Here is an 18192-nt window from a genome sequence, read left to right on the forward strand (position 1 = left end):
TGTGCTCAACTACGTCTGAGAATAGGTTATTTCTAAGACCATAAAAACGGACTTCGAAAAACAATCAACGATTTAAACACATCTAATTAAAGCGAAGATAGGAACTTCCGTTCTAAAAACTGCTCGAAAGTTGTAGCTGTAGTTGCCTCTATAGTTCGAGGGGTGGCATATGGCCCATTTGAATCACCTAAGGCAGAAAATAAATCCATCAATTCTTGTTGTACGCGTTCAGACGTTCCCCAACTACTCAGTTGAGCTTTTACCTCTTCACCAGATTGTTGTACATACTTAACTGACTTACCCATCATGGCCGATAGGCGAGATGCTGCTTGTGCTAAGGTTATGTTTTCCGGACCCATGAGGTTTAATTTCCAATGGCCTGCCCAAGTTTCACCAAGAAGATAACGTGATGCCGCTTCAGCAATATCATCTGAACTTATAAAAGGAATATCATGATCGCTGTCATAAGGAAAAGTAAAAATTCCTTTCTCGCGAATGTCTTTTGCCTGTAGTATAAAATTTTCCAGAAAATAACCTGGTCTTAACGCCAATACGTTAGCGTCAAGCTTGTCAAAAGCCGCTTCCATATCTCCACAATAGCTTACGGTTCCCAAGTTCGGCGAACTGCTGGCCCCAAGGGAAGAGACAAGTACAACTCTGTTGATTTTGTTTTGAATAACGGCAGCAACACCTGCATCAGTCACCTTTTGATACCATTCATGTAAACTAGATACGTTAAGTACTGGCGGAACTACCCAGAACAAAGCTTCTGCCCCTTCAGTTGCTGCAATCACTTGTTCCGTATTACTAATATCTGCCACTATTGATACCCCCTCACTAATGTACAGGTCGTCTAATCTTTTGAGGTTTTGACCTAGCAACAATGGTGTCGCTCCATGTGAGGCTATTTGCCTCGCCACACTGCTTCCAATATTACCTGTAGCAGCTGCAATTGCTATTTTCTTCATATTGTTAAGATAAGTGGTTGTCAATGATCTGCTGAGCTTTGTCTTTTCCCATTAAAGTCTTAAGAACGGGGAGGACATTCCAATATTCTTTGTAGTAAATGAACTTCCCGCTTTCTAATCTAAAATGGACGACATAATCCTGTTGATATAAGTCCCCTGTTGCTGGAACTTTAGTTTCGCCATGAAATTCCGCCCAATAGGAATCCTGCTCGGCCAATGGATAAACATTTAATTCTGAGAATATAATATCGGGCATATCCGGAAGGATATTATCCAGGTGTCTTCTGTAGTCATCCATGGTCAATCGGTAAGCTGAGCCTATTGATTTCGCATAAGGATATTCTACAGTTGCCGTTGGATCAAAAAGCGATAAAACAGTTTGTGTATCCTTGTTAAAAGCATCCAATAAATTCAGCAAAATTTGCTGACCAGGTGTATTTTCTAAAGCCATATTTCCTAAGATTATGTACAAAAGTAAATCCCAGACTATATATTTGCAAGTAGGCACCATTAAGTCACATAAGCACTTTAAAGTAAGATATGGACGAAATAATCAATGAGATAGGAGAAAAAAATGAAAATTATTTTAAGTTACAGCAATCTTTACTGTTGAAATCCAGTTTAGATGAAAGTTGTATCCTGAATCAGTCATTAACGCTCATAGCAAATAAGTGGACACTACTCATCCTGATGGCATTAATGCAGGGCAGTAAACGCAGTAGTGAATTGCTGAGGCAAATTAAGGGTATATCGCCAAAAATGCTCAATCAAACTTTAAAGATTTTGATAAGTTATGGCATGGTCGTCCGTAAAGTTTTTCCAGAGGTTCCACCAAGAGTAGAATATACATTGACTGAATTTGGCAAAAGTACTGCAGATCCATTGATGGCCCTGTTAAACTGGTCTGTCTCATGGGAGCCGCAACTAACAAAGCTGTATAAAGAGACTATTTATGACCTTTAATATAATAAATTTGCTGAAATGTGTAAACTAAAGGCACGCAACGGCCAGGAGGGATTAATGAGATGAAATTAAGACATTTAAAAGTTCATCAGTAATCGTATTAAGGTCACCCGCATCCGTATTACAAAATATGATTATGGTTTCTTTTGTTAATGGCAATTGAATGTAGATCGTATTAAACCCATTTATATTCCCCGTTCTTTCAATAACATCGATAGGCTTTGTCTGACCTTTAAATTGCCTGCTTCCATAATAACTGCCCAACGTTACAAAGTAAGGGGTACCATCCACCAGGCCTAAATTAATTTCTGGTGCATACATTAGCTTTTTGGAAGTTGAGTTAAGTAGCTTATTTTCAGCCAAAGCTAAGTGTAGCTTAAACAATTCTTCTGGGGTAGTGAAAATTGCACCAGCCGTTGCATAATTTTCCATGTATATGAAAGCATCATTCTTCAACGGCTTAGCCGGTAAGTCCCCGAATGCATAATTATGATATCCGTATGCTAAATTATTAATAACAGAATCCGTTTGGATTAAACCTGTATTTTCTAAGCTAAGTGGCTGAATGATCTTCTCAGATAAAACCTGACGCCAATTTTTACCGGATACAGACTCAATTATAGCACCTAACAAAATGTAATTAACGTTATTGTAGTCATACCTGGTGCCTGGCTTAGTCAGCAAGGTATCAACGATATTTTTCTCAATGAATTCTGTAATGTTAAATCGTGTTTTGTAGGCTGCAATTTTTTCCTTCGGCAGGCCGGAAGTATGAGTCAATAACTGTTTTATAGTAATTTTCGTGCTGCTTTCAGGAAGTATATCTGGAATATATTGGTCTATCGTTTTATTAATATCTAATTTCTTCTCCTCCTGAAGTTTTAATATAAGGATAGCTGTATATAGCTTAGTAATGGAAGCCACTGGAAACTTCGTTGTCGACGTAATTGGCACATGAAATTGGCGATTAGCTAGTCCATATTGGTGGGCATAGATTACCTTAGACCCTTTACCTATTAATATGCTACCATCAAATTGTCCATTTTTAACGTATGTAGTTAATATACTGTCTATTGAGCGAGCAATTAATTGTGCTTTTACATTAAATGAAATAAAAATTGAAATGATAATGAACAGAAATTTAGTTCTCATAAGTTATAAGGATAGTTGGGAATCTATTCGTTGCAATACACCAGCGCGAAGAACGATTCTAAGAATTTGCGTTTTCATTTCGTGAATTTTGTTAACAAGTAGTATACACGCTGTTAGATTGAAACTTCCTCATATAAATGATGATTTAAGGTCTTCTGGTAATCAGTAAAATATGAGCTAATATACTAATTTCCCCTATACGGGAAAATTAGTATATTTCAATTCGTGAAGGGAAAGGGTTTTTAAGAGTTCAAGTATTATGATAAGAAAAAGATATAAAGGCCCATCAAATGATAAGGAGCGTTCGACGTTAAAGCTTATTGAAGCTGTGGGAACAGTAATCAAAAACGAAGGATATACTGGCTTAACAGCTACAAATATTGCGAGGGTAGCCGGGCTAAATAGACGATTGATTACCCTTTATTTTGGAACTATAGATAATCTTATTGAAACCTATGTGAGAAGCAAAGATTATTGGATTACTGCCTCCGGCGACGCTGTTGAATTAATTAAAAAGTATACCGGAGAAAATACGAAACCTATACTGGACAAGTTGCTGCAAAACCAACTTGACTATTTTTTCAACGAAGAGGAGATGCAAAAGATTGTATTATGGCAAATAAGTCAATCTACCCAGATCATGAAGGACGTTTCTGAGGAAAGAGAGCTGCTAAGCAGGGATTTTTTTAAACTCTCTGATAGGGAACTGGAAGGAAAGGACACTGATCTAAGGGCGGTGTCGGCCTTACTGGTAGCAGGAATTTATTACTTGGTTTTACATGCAAAGTCAACCGATACACTTTTTTGTGAAATAGACCTGAATACAACGGAGGGCATGGTAAGAATAAAAAAAGCGATCAGCTTAATTTTAGAACAAACATATACGGAGTAACATTGCATCACACATCTTAAGCTAAGTGTAGAAGAAGTCATTGTCTGAATAAAAGATGTATAATATAAGCAGACATGCTTCGAAACAATTAACCCTCAGTTTCCAGTTGTTTACTCGTTAACTTTTTATGACGAACGCCCCAGTTTTCCAACTCTTTGATGACAGGTTTTAAGGAGTATCCTATTGGAGTTAATTCATATTCTACACGTGGTGGAACTTCTGCATAAACTGTCCTACTGATTATCATATTTTCTTCGAGCTTACGGAGCTGTAAGGTTAACATACGTTCGGTAATGTTTGGCAATTTCTTTTTCAGTTCCCCGAACCGGAGCTTACCGCTCAATAACCAGGAGCAGATTACCAGTGTCCACTGTCCGCCGATAATAGTTGAGGCATAAGCTTCTGGACATTCGTCACTTAGCGCGCTCTTGTTGGAGAAATTGGTCGATGTTTGTTTAATCTCAGTCAATACTTACATTTTTTATAGTACATAACAATTGGTGGGTAATATACTAATTTTATGTAGTGTGTGCTACCTTCGTGTTACATTAATTGATGATATCACTATGAAGACTTTAATAATTATTACGCACCCTACCATAAGCGAGTCTACCATGAATAAAAGGTGGATCGAGGAGCTACTTAAATTTCCAGAACAGTACACTGTTCACCAGTTATACGATGCATATCCGGACGAAAACATAGATGTCCAGGCTGAACAGCGTCTAGTCGAGCAATACGATAAGATTATATTCCAATTTCCCTATTACTGGTTTAATATTCCCTCACTATTAAAAAAATGGTTCGATCAAGTATTAACTCACGGCTGGGCATATGGTAGTAAAAGTGGGTACCGCATGAAAGGCAAAAAAATAGCGCTAGCCATATCGTTAGGAGTGGAAGAAGAGGAGTTGAGTACTGCAGGGAAGTATAAATATCCGCTCAACGAACTCACCAGGCCATTCGAGCTAAGTTTTGAATATGTCAAAGCGGACTACCAACCGGCATTCGCTTTCTACGGTTTGGAATTTAATGTCTCTGATAGCCATATCGAACTGGGGGTAAGATCATATATGAAATTCCTGACAGGTTTTTAAAAAATCCCGTCAGCCTTGTATATGCTGACGGGATTTTTTTTAGTGGAGAAGGTTCGCTTTAATTAAACGATCCAGTTCCAGCCGAATTCATCTGCGGTTACACCATAACGGATATCATTCAGTTTCTTAGCAATTGCAGGTGAGACAGTTCTGGTTGCAGGATCTGCAAGAACATGGTTTTTACCTTCGTAAGAGATCTCGCTGATCTGAGTAACTGTTGCTGCGGTTCCTACTGCAAAGGCTTCGGTAAGGGTACCATTTTCAATAGCTTCCAGAACTTCGCTGATTGCGACTCTTCTTTCTTCTACCGTAATTCCCATACTTTTAGCCAACAGGATAATCGTATCGCGCGTAACACCATCCAGGATAGTTTCCCTCACTTCGGGTGTTACGATTTTACCATCGATGATAAACATCAGGTTGGCAGCACCGGACTCTTCTACATATTTATTTTCTTTGGCATCTGTCCAGATTAACTGGTCAAATCCTTGTGCCTGAGCTTCAACAGTAGGGAGCATTGCTCTTGAATAGTTACCTGCAGTTTTTGCGGCACCTACACCACCATTGTCAGAACGGGTATAATGAGTTTCAATTTTAACCCGTAAAGGGTTGCTGTAATATGGCGCACTTGGGTTGGCCAGGATTACAAATTTGTAGCTGGACGATGGTCTTACGCCTAAAACAGGGTCTGTTGCGAACATTACCGGACGCAGATAAAGAGAGTAATTTTCTTCTGAAGGGACCCATGCTTTGTCAATGTTAATCAACGCAGCAATACCTTGCATAAATACATCTTCAGGAATCGTAGCCATAGCCATACGTACAGCCGATTTATTGAGCCTTGCGAAGTTCTTGTCGGCACGAAAAACACTAACGCTTCCATCAGGTTGTGTGTAAGCTTTCATCCCTTCAAAAATAGCCTGTCCGTAGTGAAGTGCAGATATTGCAGGACTCATCGAAATAGGACCATAAGGTAGAATTTCGAAGTTTTTCCATTCTCCGTCTTCGAAGTCTGCAACGAACATGTGGTCTGTAAAAACCTTTCCGAATGGAAGGTCTCTGAAATCTGTTTCTGCCAATCTGGATTGACCAGCTTTTGTGGTTTTAATATTTAAAGAATCTTTCACTGTCTCTGTTTTTATCTCGGTAAAATTAGGAAAAAATAGGGCGGACACCTATTTTATTTTAATATTATGGGTTTTTGCCATATGATAACACTGTCTGAGCTCCTCTAATACAATACTCTGAATTTGATCGTATGCTCAATTTTTTTGAGTGATTTAAACAAATCTTTGTCGTATTCGGCATTGATATCTGTGATTGCGTACCCGATCGCTGCATTGGTCATCAGGAACTGTCCCACAATATTGATGCTGTGTTTCGCAAATACGGTATTGATCTGTGCCATAATTCCCGGTACATTCCGGTGGACGTGGATCAGACGATGAGATTTGGCAATAAGCGGCAACTGCAGATTCGGGAAATTGATGCTCAGATAGGTTGTCCCCTTGTTCATGAAGTCCAGCATTCTTTTAGGAATGAAATTGGCATTTCTGGGGTTGTGTTTCGGATCTTCAAAAACAACGATTCCCATTTCTGTGCATTTTTTCAGATCCAGATTGTCTTTAGCATTACCGAGATAGCCTATAGTTTTCAGTTTCAGTGCCTCTTTTAACTTTTCTGGTTCTACCTTCTCTCCGTCAGCCAGCAATAACATATGCACATCCTTTACATATTTAGGCTCGAATGTCTTTTTGTGACGGATAGAGAATCCATCTGTTTTTAGCAACTGGAGGCTTTCCGGCGCTACATCGCCTATAATCAGGCATAAAATCCGGTTTTTAGGGTAGGATATAGCTCTTGGCAGATTATTCACATACAGGAATTCATCGAAGCTTGGTGTAACATGATCTGCACGGCTCACGATACTTTCCCGGGAGATATTTTCTGTGAAGGCATAGAACTTTTTGATTAGTCCGCTTTCTCTCAGCTGGAAATCAGAATATCCGTCGCCGATCCCGTAAAGATCGCCTTCCAGATTTAGCTGCTGCATGAGTTTAACCTTTCCACCTTCCTCACTTAAAGGATTGGCGTGATCATAATCTATAATTTTTCCGTCACCGGTAGTGACGAAAGTATTGGCATAAATATTTTCTTTCCGGATATGGTAAGGACTAACTACAGGGGTAATAAATTCCTTAAATCCGCCAGATACAATCAGAACCTGATCTGCATGTTTCTTGAAGAAAGCAGCATTTCTGGAAAAGGATTTCGAAACCTTCTTTTTCAGATGTTTAATTAATTGTTTGAGGTGATCTTCGGAAGCTTCCAATAAACGGACACGCTGTGCAAGGCTTTCACCGAAAGATAATTTACCTTCCATAGCCAGATTGGTCAGATCTTCGATTTTTTGAAAAATTGCTTCCTTATCCGGATGCTTTTTCAGGGAGATACGGGCGAGTTCATCCAGTGCTTCTACCTGCGTAAAAGTGCTGTCAAAGTCGATAATATAGATGCTCTTCTGCTTCATTCTAGTGGTTCTTAAGTTTTAGACAAACTTCTTTTATGCTTTGTCCAACGGGTTTAAAACGGATGCCGGTTGCAAGTGTAACCTTCTCATTATCGTAAAAGCTGCTGATCATACTGCTTCTGACTACATCTTTGGTCAGGCCGAATGACTTACCAGTGATTGCCGAAGCCACACCAGCTATTCTCCGGGCGAGTCCCAGCATCCAGGGTTTAGCCTCTTTTTGTGGTGCTTTAAGGCCAAATGCCTCTGCTATTTCTTTAAAGAGTTTGCGATAGGTATAATTTTCTGAAGAAATGATAAATCTCTCAGCTGTAACTTCGCTATCCATCAGCTTGATCATTACGGCAGCAACATCTGAAACGTCGACTATACCGACGCCTCCGGAGGTGTAAAAATTCATGCCTTTACGCACCAGTTTAAAAATTGATCCGCTGCCCTGAAAACCAGCCGAAGGGCCGATAATTACTGAAGGGTTAACAATAACCGCATCCAGGCCTTCGGTAATACTTCTCCAAACCTCCATTTCACCTTCATACTTGGAGATGGCGTAATGGCCGGAGTGTTTATCGTATTCCCAAAAATCCTTCTCTGTGATGAGCGCATTTTTTTTAGGTTCTCCCAATGCAGCAACGGAGCTCACATGGACTAGTCTTACGCCATAAAGCTGGCAAAGATTTGCGATGTTGCTGGTTCCTTCGATATTAACACGTAGCATCTCTGCCTGGTCTGAAGGAAGGAAGGACACCAGGGCAGCGCAATGAAAAACCTGTTTGATTCCTGAGAAAGCGTCTTCCAGATCTGCAGGGTCATTGATATCTGCAATAAACCATTCAATCAGCTCATTATCTGCTAAGTGTTTGGGGATTACAGCATGCTGCCTTTTTAGTGCACGCAGCTTTTTTCCCTGGCTGGTCAGCTGAAGAATCAGTTCTGAGCCTAAAAAACCTGTAGCACCGGTTACTAAAATCATTTCTTTTTGATGAGATATTATTAATATATGGTCTCAAAAATAGATATTTGAGGTCATACATTATATGAATTATGAGCTTATCTGATTTTTTATCTCCCGTAAATCCTGAAACTTTCTCTCCTGCACAAGGTTTTATGACCTCGCAGTTAGGTATGAAGACCAGTTTTTATATGGATGAATTTCCGGAATTGGGAGATCGTCGTTTCGATATTGCTATAATTGGTGTAAAAGATGATCGTCAGGCAAAGCAGAATGAAGGTTGTTTTCTTGGGCCTGATTATTTCAGGGAGCAGTTTTACCTGCTGCATGAAGGTGCTTTCGGCAGTCGTATCGTAGACCTGGGGAATATTCAGGCCGGGGCTGCCGTTTCGGATACTTACATTGCTTTGAAATTGGTTGTAGCTGAATTGATTCAGCAGGAGATTATCCCGGTAATTATCGGGGGAGGGCAGGATTTGACTTATCCGCAATACCTGGCCTATGAAGGGCTGGAACAAAAAGTTGATCTGGTTGTGGTAGACCGGAAATTTGACTTAGATGAAGATGAGCATGAAGAAGGAAGTATCATTACCGACTCGGATGCTTATCTGAACAGGATTTTATTACATCAGCCGAACTATCTGTTTAATTTTAGTAATGTCGGTTATCAGACTTACCTGGTTAGTCAGGAGAGTCTGAAAGTTATGAATAAACTCTATTTTGATGTACATCGCCTGGGAGACTTCCTGAAGGATATCAGTTCTGCTGAGCCTGTACTCCGGAATGCAAATATGGTGAGCTTCGATCTTTCTGCCATCCGTTCTGCAGATGCACCGGCTAATGGAAATGCGGGTCCCAATGGTTTTTACGGTGAGCAGGCTTGTAAAATCGCACATTATGCGGGTTTAAATGACAAGCTAACTTCCATAGGTTTCTACGAATTTAATCCGGCTTTTGATCGTAATGCGCAGACGGCAATGCTGCTGGCACAGATGGTCTGGTATTTCGTGGATGGTTTTTATAACCGTAAAAAGGATCTCCCTCTTAATCCTAAATCGGCCTACATGATTTACAGGACGAGCCTGAATGACGGATCCGGAGAAATGTTATTTGTCAAAAGTAAAAAAACTGACCGCTGGTGGATGCAGGTTCCATATCCCGGAATGACGGAAAATGAACGGTATCACCTGGTTCCCTGCAGATATGAGGATTATACCATGGCTGTAAATGGGGAAATGCCCGATCTGTGGTGGAGGACTTATCAGAAACTACTTTAATAATTACGTGATTTATTCACCTAATAGAATTTCTATATAACAATTGCCTTTGTTTTTCTAATGATTTAAAATATTGATAAAAAAAAGCCGCTGCAGACGCAGCGGCTTTTTTTTATCAATATTTTATTTATACCAGATCAAATCCGATATCTTCCCTGAAGTACTTGCCATCGAAGTAAATACGGGAAGCGTCAGCTGTAGCTGATTGCAAGGCATCAAACTGCGTGTCCTGTAAGCTGGTGATCGCAATTACTCTACCACCATTGGTTTTCACAACTCCACCTTCCAGTGCCGTTCCGGCATGAAAAGCAAGGGATTTACGGATGTTCTCTATGCCGCTGATCGCTTTGCCTTTTTCGTAGTCACCAGGATATCCGCCAGCTACGATCATTACTGTAGCTGCCGATTTAGGGCTGATCTTCAGGGTACATTCGTTTAGTTTTTGTTTGGAGGCTGCAATGAAAAGTTCTACCAGGTCATTTTCAATTCTTGGTAATACACTTTCTGTCTCCGGATCGCCCATTCTGCAGTTATACTCAATGATCAGGGGTTTATCTCCGACTTTAAACAGGCCAAAGAATATAAATCCGCTATAGTCAATACCGTCTTTTTTTAATCCATCAATTGTAGGTACGATAATCGTATCTTCTACTTCTTTCAGGAATTTTTCGTCGGCGAAAGGAACCGGAGAAACCGAGCCCATTCCACCTGTATTCAGGCCTGTATCTGCCTGACCTATTTTTTTATAATCTTTCGCTTCGGGCAGTACAACATAGTTTTCTCCGTCCGTCAGTACGAATACAGAAAGTTCAATACCAGTCAGGAATTCTTCAATGACGACTATCGCACCTGCTGTTCCGAATTTTCCGCCAAGCATTAATTTAAGTTCTTCTGCTGCTTCTTCTTTAGTCTGGCAGATCAGGACACCTTTACCCGCAGCAAGACCATCTGCTTTAAGCACTACAGGCATGCTATGGTTTTCCAGGTAAGCCAATCCATCTTCCAGGTTTTCTCCAGTGAATGAGCGGGAGCCTGGTGTTGGGATATTGTGGCGGGCCATAAAAGCTTTTGCGAAATCTTTACTGCCTTCCAGAATAGCCCCTTCTTTTTTTGGACCAATTACCGGGATGTGTTTCAGGTCTTCATCAGCCAGGAAAAAGTCATGAATTCCATTAACCAGGGGTTCTTCCGGGCCAACTACCACAAAGTTGATTTCTTCTTTCAGTACCAGCTTTTTTACGGCTTCAAAATCGTTTGGATTTAAGGGAAAGTTTTTGCCGTACGCCGCAGTACCACCATTACCGGGTGCAATGATGAGTTTTTCGCATAATGCAGACTGGCTCATTTTCCAGGCGAAAGCGCTTTCTCTGCCGCCGGATCCTAATAATAAGATATTCATGAAGCAAATATAACCGCTTTACCTAAATTTCACAGTTTACGTGCATGTTTAAATTCAGATTGAAGCGCCAGAACAGCTAGTTAACTTACAAAGTAATGACAAATTGTACAATACGTAGAAATAACCACTGAAGGACAGCGGGAAATAACAGATATTTTGTATTTTTAGCGCCTTACAACTGCCAATCTGACTTGTCAGCCGGAATGGCTTAATTGTTGTAAAATTAAGACTTTATATAAAATTTAACACAATCAAAACGATGCTAGGATTTTTAACCAAGGTTTTTGGAAGCAAATCGGAAAGAGATATTAAGGCAATCCAACCACTTGTCATCAAAATAAACGAGGAATACGCTAAGCTTTCTTCATTGAGTAATGATGAACTGCGTAACAAAACCGTCTATTTTAAAGATGTAATTGCAAAATCATTAGCAGAAATCGATGCGCAGATTGCTGCATTGAAAGCAGAAGCTGAGGATCAGCAACTGGCGCTTGCAGAAAAGACTGCGCTTTATGAGCGTATTGATGTATTGATCAAGGATAGGGACAAAGAACTTGAAGTAGTTTTATTACAGTTGCTGCCTGAGGCATTTGCTGTAGTTAAAGAAACTTCACGCCGCTTAACTGAAAATGGTACGCTGGAAGTTACGGCTTCTGCGTATGACAGGGAATATGCGGCAAGACGCAGTAACGTTAAAATTGAAGGCGATAAAGCTTACTGGGCTAATACCTGGGATGCTGCCGGAAGTACTGTTGTTTGGAATATGGTGCATTATGATGTACAGCTGATTGGTGGTATTGTATTGCACAGCGGCAAAATTGCAGAGATGGCAACTGGTGAGGGTAAAACACTGGTGAGTACGCTACCTGCTTACCTGAATTCTTTAGCCGGTCAGGGTGTGCATATTGTAACTGTCAATGATTACCTGGCACGACGTGACTCGGAGTGGAACGGTCCGCTATTCGAATTCCACGGACTACGTGTAGATTGTATAGATAAACATGAGCCGAATTCACAGGAACGCAGAAATGCTTACCTGGCGGATATCACTTATGGAACGAATAATGAATTTGGTTTTGACTACCTGCGTGACAATATGTCTCAGGAGCCTGGCCAGCTGGTTCAGCGTAAGCTGCACTTCGCGATGGTCGATGAGGTTGATTCAGTCCTGATCGATGATGCACGTACCCCACTGATTATTTCAGGTCCGGTACCTTTTGGTGATCAGCATGAGTTTCATGAATTGAAACCAAGAATTGAACGTCTGGTTAATGCGCAGAAAGATTTTGTGAGCAGAGCACTGAACGAGGCTAAAAAATCTATCAATGATGGCAGAACTGGTCCGGATGAGGGCGAAGGAGGCTTGGCTCTATTAAGAGCATTCCGTGGTTTGCCAAAAAATAAAGCACTGATTAAATTTTTAAGTGAAGGTGGCAACAGACAGTTACTGCTGAAAACTGAAAATTATTATATGGCAGATCAGTCTAAGAATATGCCTAAGGTTGATGCTGAATTGTATTTCCATATTGATGAGAAAAACAATCAGGTTGAACTAACCGAAAAAGGTATTGAACTGATTACTAAATCTGGTGAAGATGAGCATTTCTTCGTATTACCTGATGTGGGTACTGAGATTGCTGAAATTGAAAAATCTGCTTTAAGCAGTGAAGATAAAATCGCGAGAAAAGATGAACTGATGCGTGATTATTCAATCAAGGCAGAAAGGGTTCACTCTGTTAACCAGTTGTTGAAAGCATATACCCTGTTCGAAATGGACGTGGAGTATATCATTGATGAAGGCAAAATTAAAATCGTTGATGAGCAGACTGGACGTATTATGGACGGTCGCCGTTATTCTGATGGTCTACACCAGGCGATTGAAGCAAAAGAGAATGTAAAAGTAGAAGATGCTTCACAAACTTATGCTACAGTAACTTTACAGAACTTCTTTAGAATGTACCACAAATTATGTGGTATGACTGGTACAGCAACAACTGAATCGGGTGAGTTCTGGTCAATCTATAAACTGGACGTGGTTGAAATTCCAACTAACCGCGTAATGTCCAGAATTGATCATCAAGATTATGTTTACCGTACGGTAAGGGAAAAATATAATGCTGTTGCTGAGGAAATTGTTAAACTGACACAGGCAGGCAGACCGGTTCTGGTAGGTACAACTTCGGTTGAGATCTCCGAATTGCTGAGTCGTATGTTAAAACTGCGTGGTATCAAACATAATGTACTGAATGCGAAAATGCACCAGAAGGAAGCAGATATCGTTGCAGAAGCTGGTCAGGCAGGTACAGTAACGATTGCAACCAACATGGCTGGTCGTGGTACGGATATTAAACTAGGTGCTGGTGTGAAAGATGCAGGTGGTTTGGCAATCGTTGGTACAGAGCGTCATGAGTCGCGTCGTGTAGACAGACAGTTACGTGGTCGTGCAGGTCGTCAGGGTGATCCGGGATCATCTCAGTTCTTCGTTTCCCTGGAAGATAACCTGATGCGTTTATTCGGTTCGGAAAGAATCTCCAATATTATGGTGAAAATGGGAATTGAAGATGGTGAAGTGATTCAGCATTCTATGATTACCAAATCTATCGAGCGTGCACAGAAAAAAGTAGAAGAGAATAACTTTGGTATCCGTAAACGTTTACTGGAGTATGATGATGTAATGAACTCACAGCGTTCTGTTATTTATGCCAAACGTAAAAATGCCTTATTTGGTGAACGTCTGGACGTAGATATGAACAATATGGTATTCGATGTTGCTGAAGATGTGGTTACTGAATATAAAGAAGAAGGAAATTACGAAGGTTTCAAACTGGAAGTAATTAAAAATTTCTCTCTGGATACAGCAATTACCGATCAGGAATTCAGCTCGAGAAGTGTACATATCTTAACGGATAAATTATTCGAAGAAGCAACTGCTTTCTATAACCGTAAGTCTGATGCAATTATTAGCCAGGCGATGCCGGTTCTGACCCAGGTTTTTGAAGAACGTGGTGATCATATTGAGCAGATCGTAGTTCCTTTCACAGATGGTATCAGAAGTATTCAGGTGCCTGTTGAATTGAAAAAAGCAATTGCGAACAACGGTCGTGAAGTGACTAAGTCCTTTGAGAAAACAATCGTGCTTGCACTGATTGATGAATCATGGAAAGAACATTTGCGTGAAATGGATGAATTGAAACAATCAGTTCAGAATGCAGTTTACGAGCAGAAAGATCCATTAATTATTTATAAAATGGAAGCATTTAACCTGTTTAAAAACATGTTGAATGCGGTGAATAAAGAAGTGGTGAGCTTCCTGTATAAAGGTGGTATTCCTGGTCAGCAGGAAGCCGACGATGTCAGAGAGGCACAAGCACCTCAGCCGGTTTCAAATAAAATACAGGCTACAAAACCTGAGTTTGCTTCAGCTGGTTCTTCGGAAGGTCAGTTTGAGGACACCAGAGAGCAGGCTCCGCAGCAGCCTATCCGCAAAGAAGTGACAGCAGGCAGAAATGACCTTTGTCCTTGTGGTAGCGGCAGGAAATTTAAAAACTGCCATGGTGCCGGATTGTAATTTGTAATACCCATATAGAATGCCGATTTTTGAAAAAAAATTCGGCATTCTTTTTTTTAGGCCAGCTTATGAAATTATTCCTGACATTAATCCTCTGTATTTTTTCCCTTTTCTCCTTTGCACAGCAAAGAGGAGAAGTTAAGGTCATTAAGGACCCATTGATTGATTCCATGATTGAGCGTAGAATTCAGTTGAGCAAGAAACCGGCGGCTGGGTCTACCACAGCACCGGTAACAGCGGGTGGTGTACGGAAAGCCGGCCCTATTGTTAGTCAAATGGGGTACCGGGTACAGGTTTTTTACGGAGCGGACCGGCGGCAGACATTTGCGGAGCAAAACAGGTTTAAAGCACTCCATCCGAAATTAAATACCTATATCACCTATAAAGAACCTAATTATTACTTAAGAGTTGGTGATTTCCGGACGCGTCTGGAAGCCCAGAGGTTGATGAACGAATTAAGAGGGATATTCCCGACTTTATTCATCTTCAGAGAAAAAATCAATGCACCTAGTTTAGATTAATCCAATGATCAATAAAGACCAAGTACAGACATTAGCAGCACAAATATACGACGACGTAGTAGCCAACAGGCGCCACCTGCATGCCAATCCGGAATTATCTTTTCAAGAATATGAAACTTCAAAATTTATCCAGGCACGGTTACAGGAACTGGGTATTCCTTTTACTGTAATGGCAGATACAGGGGTGGTAGGTTTAATTACCGGCGGGTTGCCTTCTGAACAAGTTATCGCACTGCGTGCAGATATAGATGCCCTGCCGATAACTGAAGCCAATGATAAGCCTTATACGTCTAAAAACACAGGGGTTATGCATGCCTGCGGACATGATGTACATACTTCTTCGTTACTGGGCGTGGCTCATATCCTGCAACAGCTGAAAGCTGATTTTGGTGGGACTGTTAAATTGATTTTTCAACCGGGTGAGGAAAGGCTTCCGGGCGGCGCGAGTATAATGATCAAAGAGGGGGTATTGCAAAACCCGGCTCCGCATCATATTATCGGGCAGCATGTAATGCCTATGATCGATGCTGGTAAAGTTGGTTTCCGTTCTGGAATCTATATGGCCTCAACTGATGAGCTGTATGTAACGGTTACTGGCAAGGGAGGCCATGGTGCACAGCCGCAGCAGAACATAGATCCGGTATTGATTACTTCACATATTATTGTTGCCTTACAGCAGATTGTAAGCAGAAATGCAGATCCGCGTTTACCGACTGTACTTTCGTTCGGAAAGGTTATTGCCAATGGTGCTACCAATATTATCCCGAACGAGGTAAAACTGGAAGGTACTTTTCGCACACTGAATGAGCAATGGAGAGCAGAAGCAAAAATACTAATGAAAAAGATGGCCGAAGGCATTGCAGAAAGTATGGGTGGGAGCTGCGAATTTACGATCATGAATGGTTATCCTTTCCTGGTGAATGAAGAGAAGCTTACAGCGAACGCCAGAGCCTTCGCTGAAGATTATCTCGGTAAGGAAAATGTACTTGATCTGGATATTTGGATGGCAGCAGAAGATTTCGCCTATTATTCACAGGTTACTGATGCCTGCTTTTACCGTTTAGGCACAGGTAATGCTGCGAAGGGAACGAGTTACTCAGTTCACCATCCTAATTTTGATATTGATGAAGATGCGCTGAAGATCTCCAGCGGTCTGATGGCATATATGGCACTTAAACAATTGGGGAACTAATTTTGAAATTATTTTTTTTGACTTCGTGTATCTGCTTCCTGTACTTTGGAAAGCTCTCAGCGCAGGAAATAGACCGTTTTAATCCGGATACGCTGAAAACCATCTCCCTGGAATCCAATGTGAACATCGTGAGTGAAAAGCTAAGTGCGGAGACCTTTATAAGGGCTGTGATTAGTGATACCAGTTTTTATGAGGCTTTCAGGCGTATGAAGAAATACAGCTTCATTGCGGAGAACCGGATCTATACTTACGATAAAAAGAATAAAGTAAACGGCCGTATCTACCGTAAGATCAGGCACCGGAACACGGGGCCTGTGAAAATGGAATATCTGGTGAAGCAGGATACAGGCAAGGTTTTTAAAAAGAACGGCAAATATCAGTTGTATACGCTGGAGATGTTTGATTATATCTTTATGAATGCTTACCAGAGTGATTTCGTACCCGATGCACCGACAGGAGGCAGTAAAGGCGGGACACTTTCTGGTTATAAGGCTAAGCTGAAGACACTAATCTTTAATCCAGGAAAACCTGTGAAGGGAATTCCTTTTATAGGCAGTAAGACAGAGATTTTCACGGCTAATATGCGGCAATACTATGACTACACTTTTCAGAGTGCCACCTATCTGGATTCGATACCGGTGTACCGTTTTATAGTGAAGGTTAAACCAGGACTGAGTAAATGGACTAAGGATGGGCTAATGATCAAGGAGCTGATTACCGTATTTGATAAACGGAATTTTGAAATCCTCGGGCGTCATGTGGATATGAAATATAGTAATATGCTATTCGATTTTGATGTGCAGATGAATATTGAAATGAGTTATTTCGGCGAAGATAAACTACCCTCTAAAATCACTTATCAGGGAAACTGGAATGTTCCTTTCAAAAAAGAAGAGCGGGCAAGCTTCCTGATTCTGCAGAAGGATTATCAGCCTGATTTCAAACGATGATCCTGATTACCAGATAAACAGTCGTTTTAATTATCTTTGGTTTGAACCAAAAAAATAAATTATGTCTAAGCAATTATTGATCAGATCTGCTGCTGCGCTGCTAATAGGTGTTGTGGTCATTTCTACTATGGCCTTAAAGCCTAAAGGGAAGAAAATAATCCTGTTTGGTGATTCTATTACCCAAATGGGTGTAGAGCCCGGCGGATATGTTGATCTTTTGAAAAAGGGACTGGAACCAGCCGGCAATACTGTGATCGGTGCAGGTATTGGCGGGAACAAAGTTTATGACCTTTTTCTTCGCCTGGAAGATGATGTGCTGGCTAAAAAGCCAGACGTTGTCGTAATCTACGTTGGCGTAAATGACGTGTGGCATAAATGGAGTTCCCGTACAGGAACAGACCAGGATAAGTTTGTCCGGTTTTACCAGGCGCTGATTAAAAAAATTCAAGGCGGTGGTTCTAGAGTTGTCCTCTGTACGCCGGCAGTAATCGGTGAGAAAAAACCGGGAACCAATGAAATGGATGCTGAGCTGGACAAGTATGCAGGCGAGATCCGAAAACTGGCAGCTGAGCACCAATTACCCCTTGCAGATCTGAGGAAAGTATTCACAGCTTACGATGCTGCAAATAATCCGCAGGATCTGGAGAAAGGTATTCTGACCACTGACGGCGTTCACCTTAACGCAAAAGGAAACCAAATGGTTGCTGATGCAATTTTACCTTTAATCCGATAAC

17 protein-coding genes are annotated in these 18192 nt (G+C 40.9%); 9 read left to right on the plus strand and 8 right to left on the minus strand.

What is annotated here, in order from left to right:
* Nucleotides 1-86: 86 nt before the first annotated feature.
* Together BLR53_RS07715 and BLR53_RS07720 are read right to left on the minus strand one after the other, a co-directional pair.
* Nucleotides 87-968 carry an NmrA family NAD(P)-binding protein gene (locus BLR53_RS07715; protein ID WP_074588798.1) on the minus strand — a complete coding sequence of 294 codons (882 nt, stop codon included), beginning with the start codon at nt 966-968 and terminating at the stop codon, nt 87-89.
* 4 nt (nt 969-972) lie between these two features.
* Entirely contained in the window at nt 973-1419 is a 447-nt protein-coding gene (locus BLR53_RS07720) for a nuclear transport factor 2 family protein (RefSeq protein WP_074588803.1), read from the minus strand.
* Between the two features lie 89 nt (nt 1420-1508).
* Between BLR53_RS07720 and BLR53_RS07725 the strand changes: the two genes are divergently transcribed.
* On the plus strand, nt 1509-1931 hold the full coding sequence (locus tag BLR53_RS07725) for a winged helix-turn-helix transcriptional regulator (protein ID WP_074588807.1): 423 nt from the start codon (nt 1509-1511) through the stop codon (nt 1929-1931).
* Between the two features lie 54 nt (nt 1932-1985).
* On the opposite strand, the gene BLR53_RS07730 is transcribed toward BLR53_RS07725, so the two are convergent.
* Nucleotides 1986-3083, minus strand: coding sequence for a serine hydrolase domain-containing protein (locus BLR53_RS07730; protein WP_074588811.1), 1098 nt, complete (start codon nt 3081-3083; stop codon nt 1986-1988).
* A 259-nt stretch (nt 3084-3342) separates the two neighbouring features.
* Here BLR53_RS07730 and BLR53_RS07735 point away from each other — a divergent pair, with 259 nt between their 5' ends.
* Entirely contained in the window at nt 3343-3975 is a 633-nt protein-coding gene (locus BLR53_RS07735; protein WP_074588814.1) for a TetR/AcrR family transcriptional regulator, read from the plus strand.
* A gap of 88 nt (nt 3976-4063) precedes the next feature.
* On the opposite strand, the gene BLR53_RS07740 is transcribed toward BLR53_RS07735, so the two are convergent.
* The gene (locus tag BLR53_RS07740) at nt 4064-4444 is read right to left on the minus strand and encodes a winged helix-turn-helix transcriptional regulator (protein WP_074588817.1); all 381 of its coding nucleotides are present in this window, start codon (nt 4442-4444) and stop codon (nt 4064-4066) included.
* A gap of 97 nt (nt 4445-4541) precedes the next feature.
* On the opposite strand from BLR53_RS07740, the gene BLR53_RS07745 reads away from it, so the two are divergent.
* Nucleotides 4542-5072, plus strand: a complete 531-nt coding sequence (locus BLR53_RS07745; RefSeq protein WP_037442387.1) for an NAD(P)H-dependent oxidoreductase — start codon at nt 4542-4544, stop codon at nt 5070-5072.
* Nucleotides 5073-5134: 62 nt separating this feature from the next.
* Here BLR53_RS07745 and BLR53_RS07750 read toward each other — a convergent pair whose 3' ends face one another.
* From BLR53_RS07750 to BLR53_RS07760, 3 genes are all read right to left on the minus strand, one after another.
* On the minus strand, nt 5135-6199 hold the full coding sequence (locus BLR53_RS07750) for a branched-chain amino acid aminotransferase (protein WP_037442388.1): 1065 nt from the start codon (nt 6197-6199) through the stop codon (nt 5135-5137).
* A gap of 104 nt (nt 6200-6303) precedes the next feature.
* Complete coding sequence (locus tag BLR53_RS07755; protein WP_074588819.1) at nt 6304-7602, minus strand: HAD-IB family phosphatase; 1299 nt, start codon at nt 7600-7602, stop codon at nt 6304-6306.
* A gap of 1 nt (nt 7603) precedes the next feature.
* A complete protein-coding gene (locus tag BLR53_RS07760; RefSeq protein ID WP_074588821.1) occupies nt 7604-8572 on the minus strand; it encodes an NAD-dependent epimerase/dehydratase family protein in 969 nt (322 codons plus the stop codon).
* Between the two features lie 71 nt (nt 8573-8643).
* Here BLR53_RS07760 and BLR53_RS07765 point away from each other — a divergent pair, with 71 nt between their 5' ends.
* On the plus strand, nt 8644-9828 hold the full coding sequence (locus BLR53_RS07765) for a formimidoylglutamase (protein WP_074588823.1): 1185 nt from the start codon (nt 8644-8646) through the stop codon (nt 9826-9828).
* A gap of 127 nt (nt 9829-9955) precedes the next feature.
* On the opposite strand, the gene purD is transcribed toward BLR53_RS07765, so the two are convergent.
* Nucleotides 9956-11227 carry a phosphoribosylamine--glycine ligase gene (gene purD / locus BLR53_RS07770; protein WP_074588825.1) on the minus strand — a complete coding sequence of 424 codons (1272 nt, stop codon included), beginning with the start codon at nt 11225-11227 and terminating at the stop codon, nt 9956-9958.
* Between the two features lie 259 nt (nt 11228-11486).
* Between purD and secA the strand changes: the two genes are divergently transcribed.
* The 5 genes from secA to BLR53_RS07795 all read left to right on the plus strand — a co-directional run bounded on the left by secA (nt 11487) and on the right by BLR53_RS07795 (nt 18191).
* Nucleotides 11487-14795: a preprotein translocase subunit SecA gene (gene secA / locus BLR53_RS07775; protein ID WP_074588827.1), complete on the plus strand. Its 3309-nt coding sequence runs from the start codon at nt 11487-11489 to the stop codon at nt 14793-14795.
* A gap of 68 nt (nt 14796-14863) precedes the next feature.
* On the plus strand, nt 14864-15316 hold the full coding sequence (locus tag BLR53_RS07780) for an SPOR domain-containing protein (RefSeq protein ID WP_037440914.1): 453 nt from the start codon (nt 14864-14866) through the stop codon (nt 15314-15316).
* Nucleotides 15317-15320: 4 nt separating this feature from the next.
* The gene (locus BLR53_RS07785; protein ID WP_074588829.1) at nt 15321-16508 is read left to right on the plus strand and encodes a M20 metallopeptidase family protein; all 1188 of its coding nucleotides are present in this window, start codon (nt 15321-15323) and stop codon (nt 16506-16508) included.
* A gap of 2 nt (nt 16509-16510) precedes the next feature.
* Complete coding sequence (locus BLR53_RS07790; RefSeq protein ID WP_234797523.1) at nt 16511-17458, plus strand: hypothetical protein; 948 nt, start codon at nt 16511-16513, stop codon at nt 17456-17458.
* 61 nt (nt 17459-17519) lie between these two features.
* Nucleotides 17520-18191, plus strand: a complete 672-nt coding sequence (locus BLR53_RS07795) for an SGNH/GDSL hydrolase family protein (protein WP_074588831.1) — start codon at nt 17520-17522, stop codon at nt 18189-18191.
* Nucleotide 18192: the final 1 nt, after the last annotated feature.

It is taken from the genome of Pedobacter antarcticus (assembly GCF_900103515.1).
GTDB lineage: Bacteria > Bacteroidota > Bacteroidia > Sphingobacteriales > Sphingobacteriaceae > Pedobacter > Pedobacter antarcticus.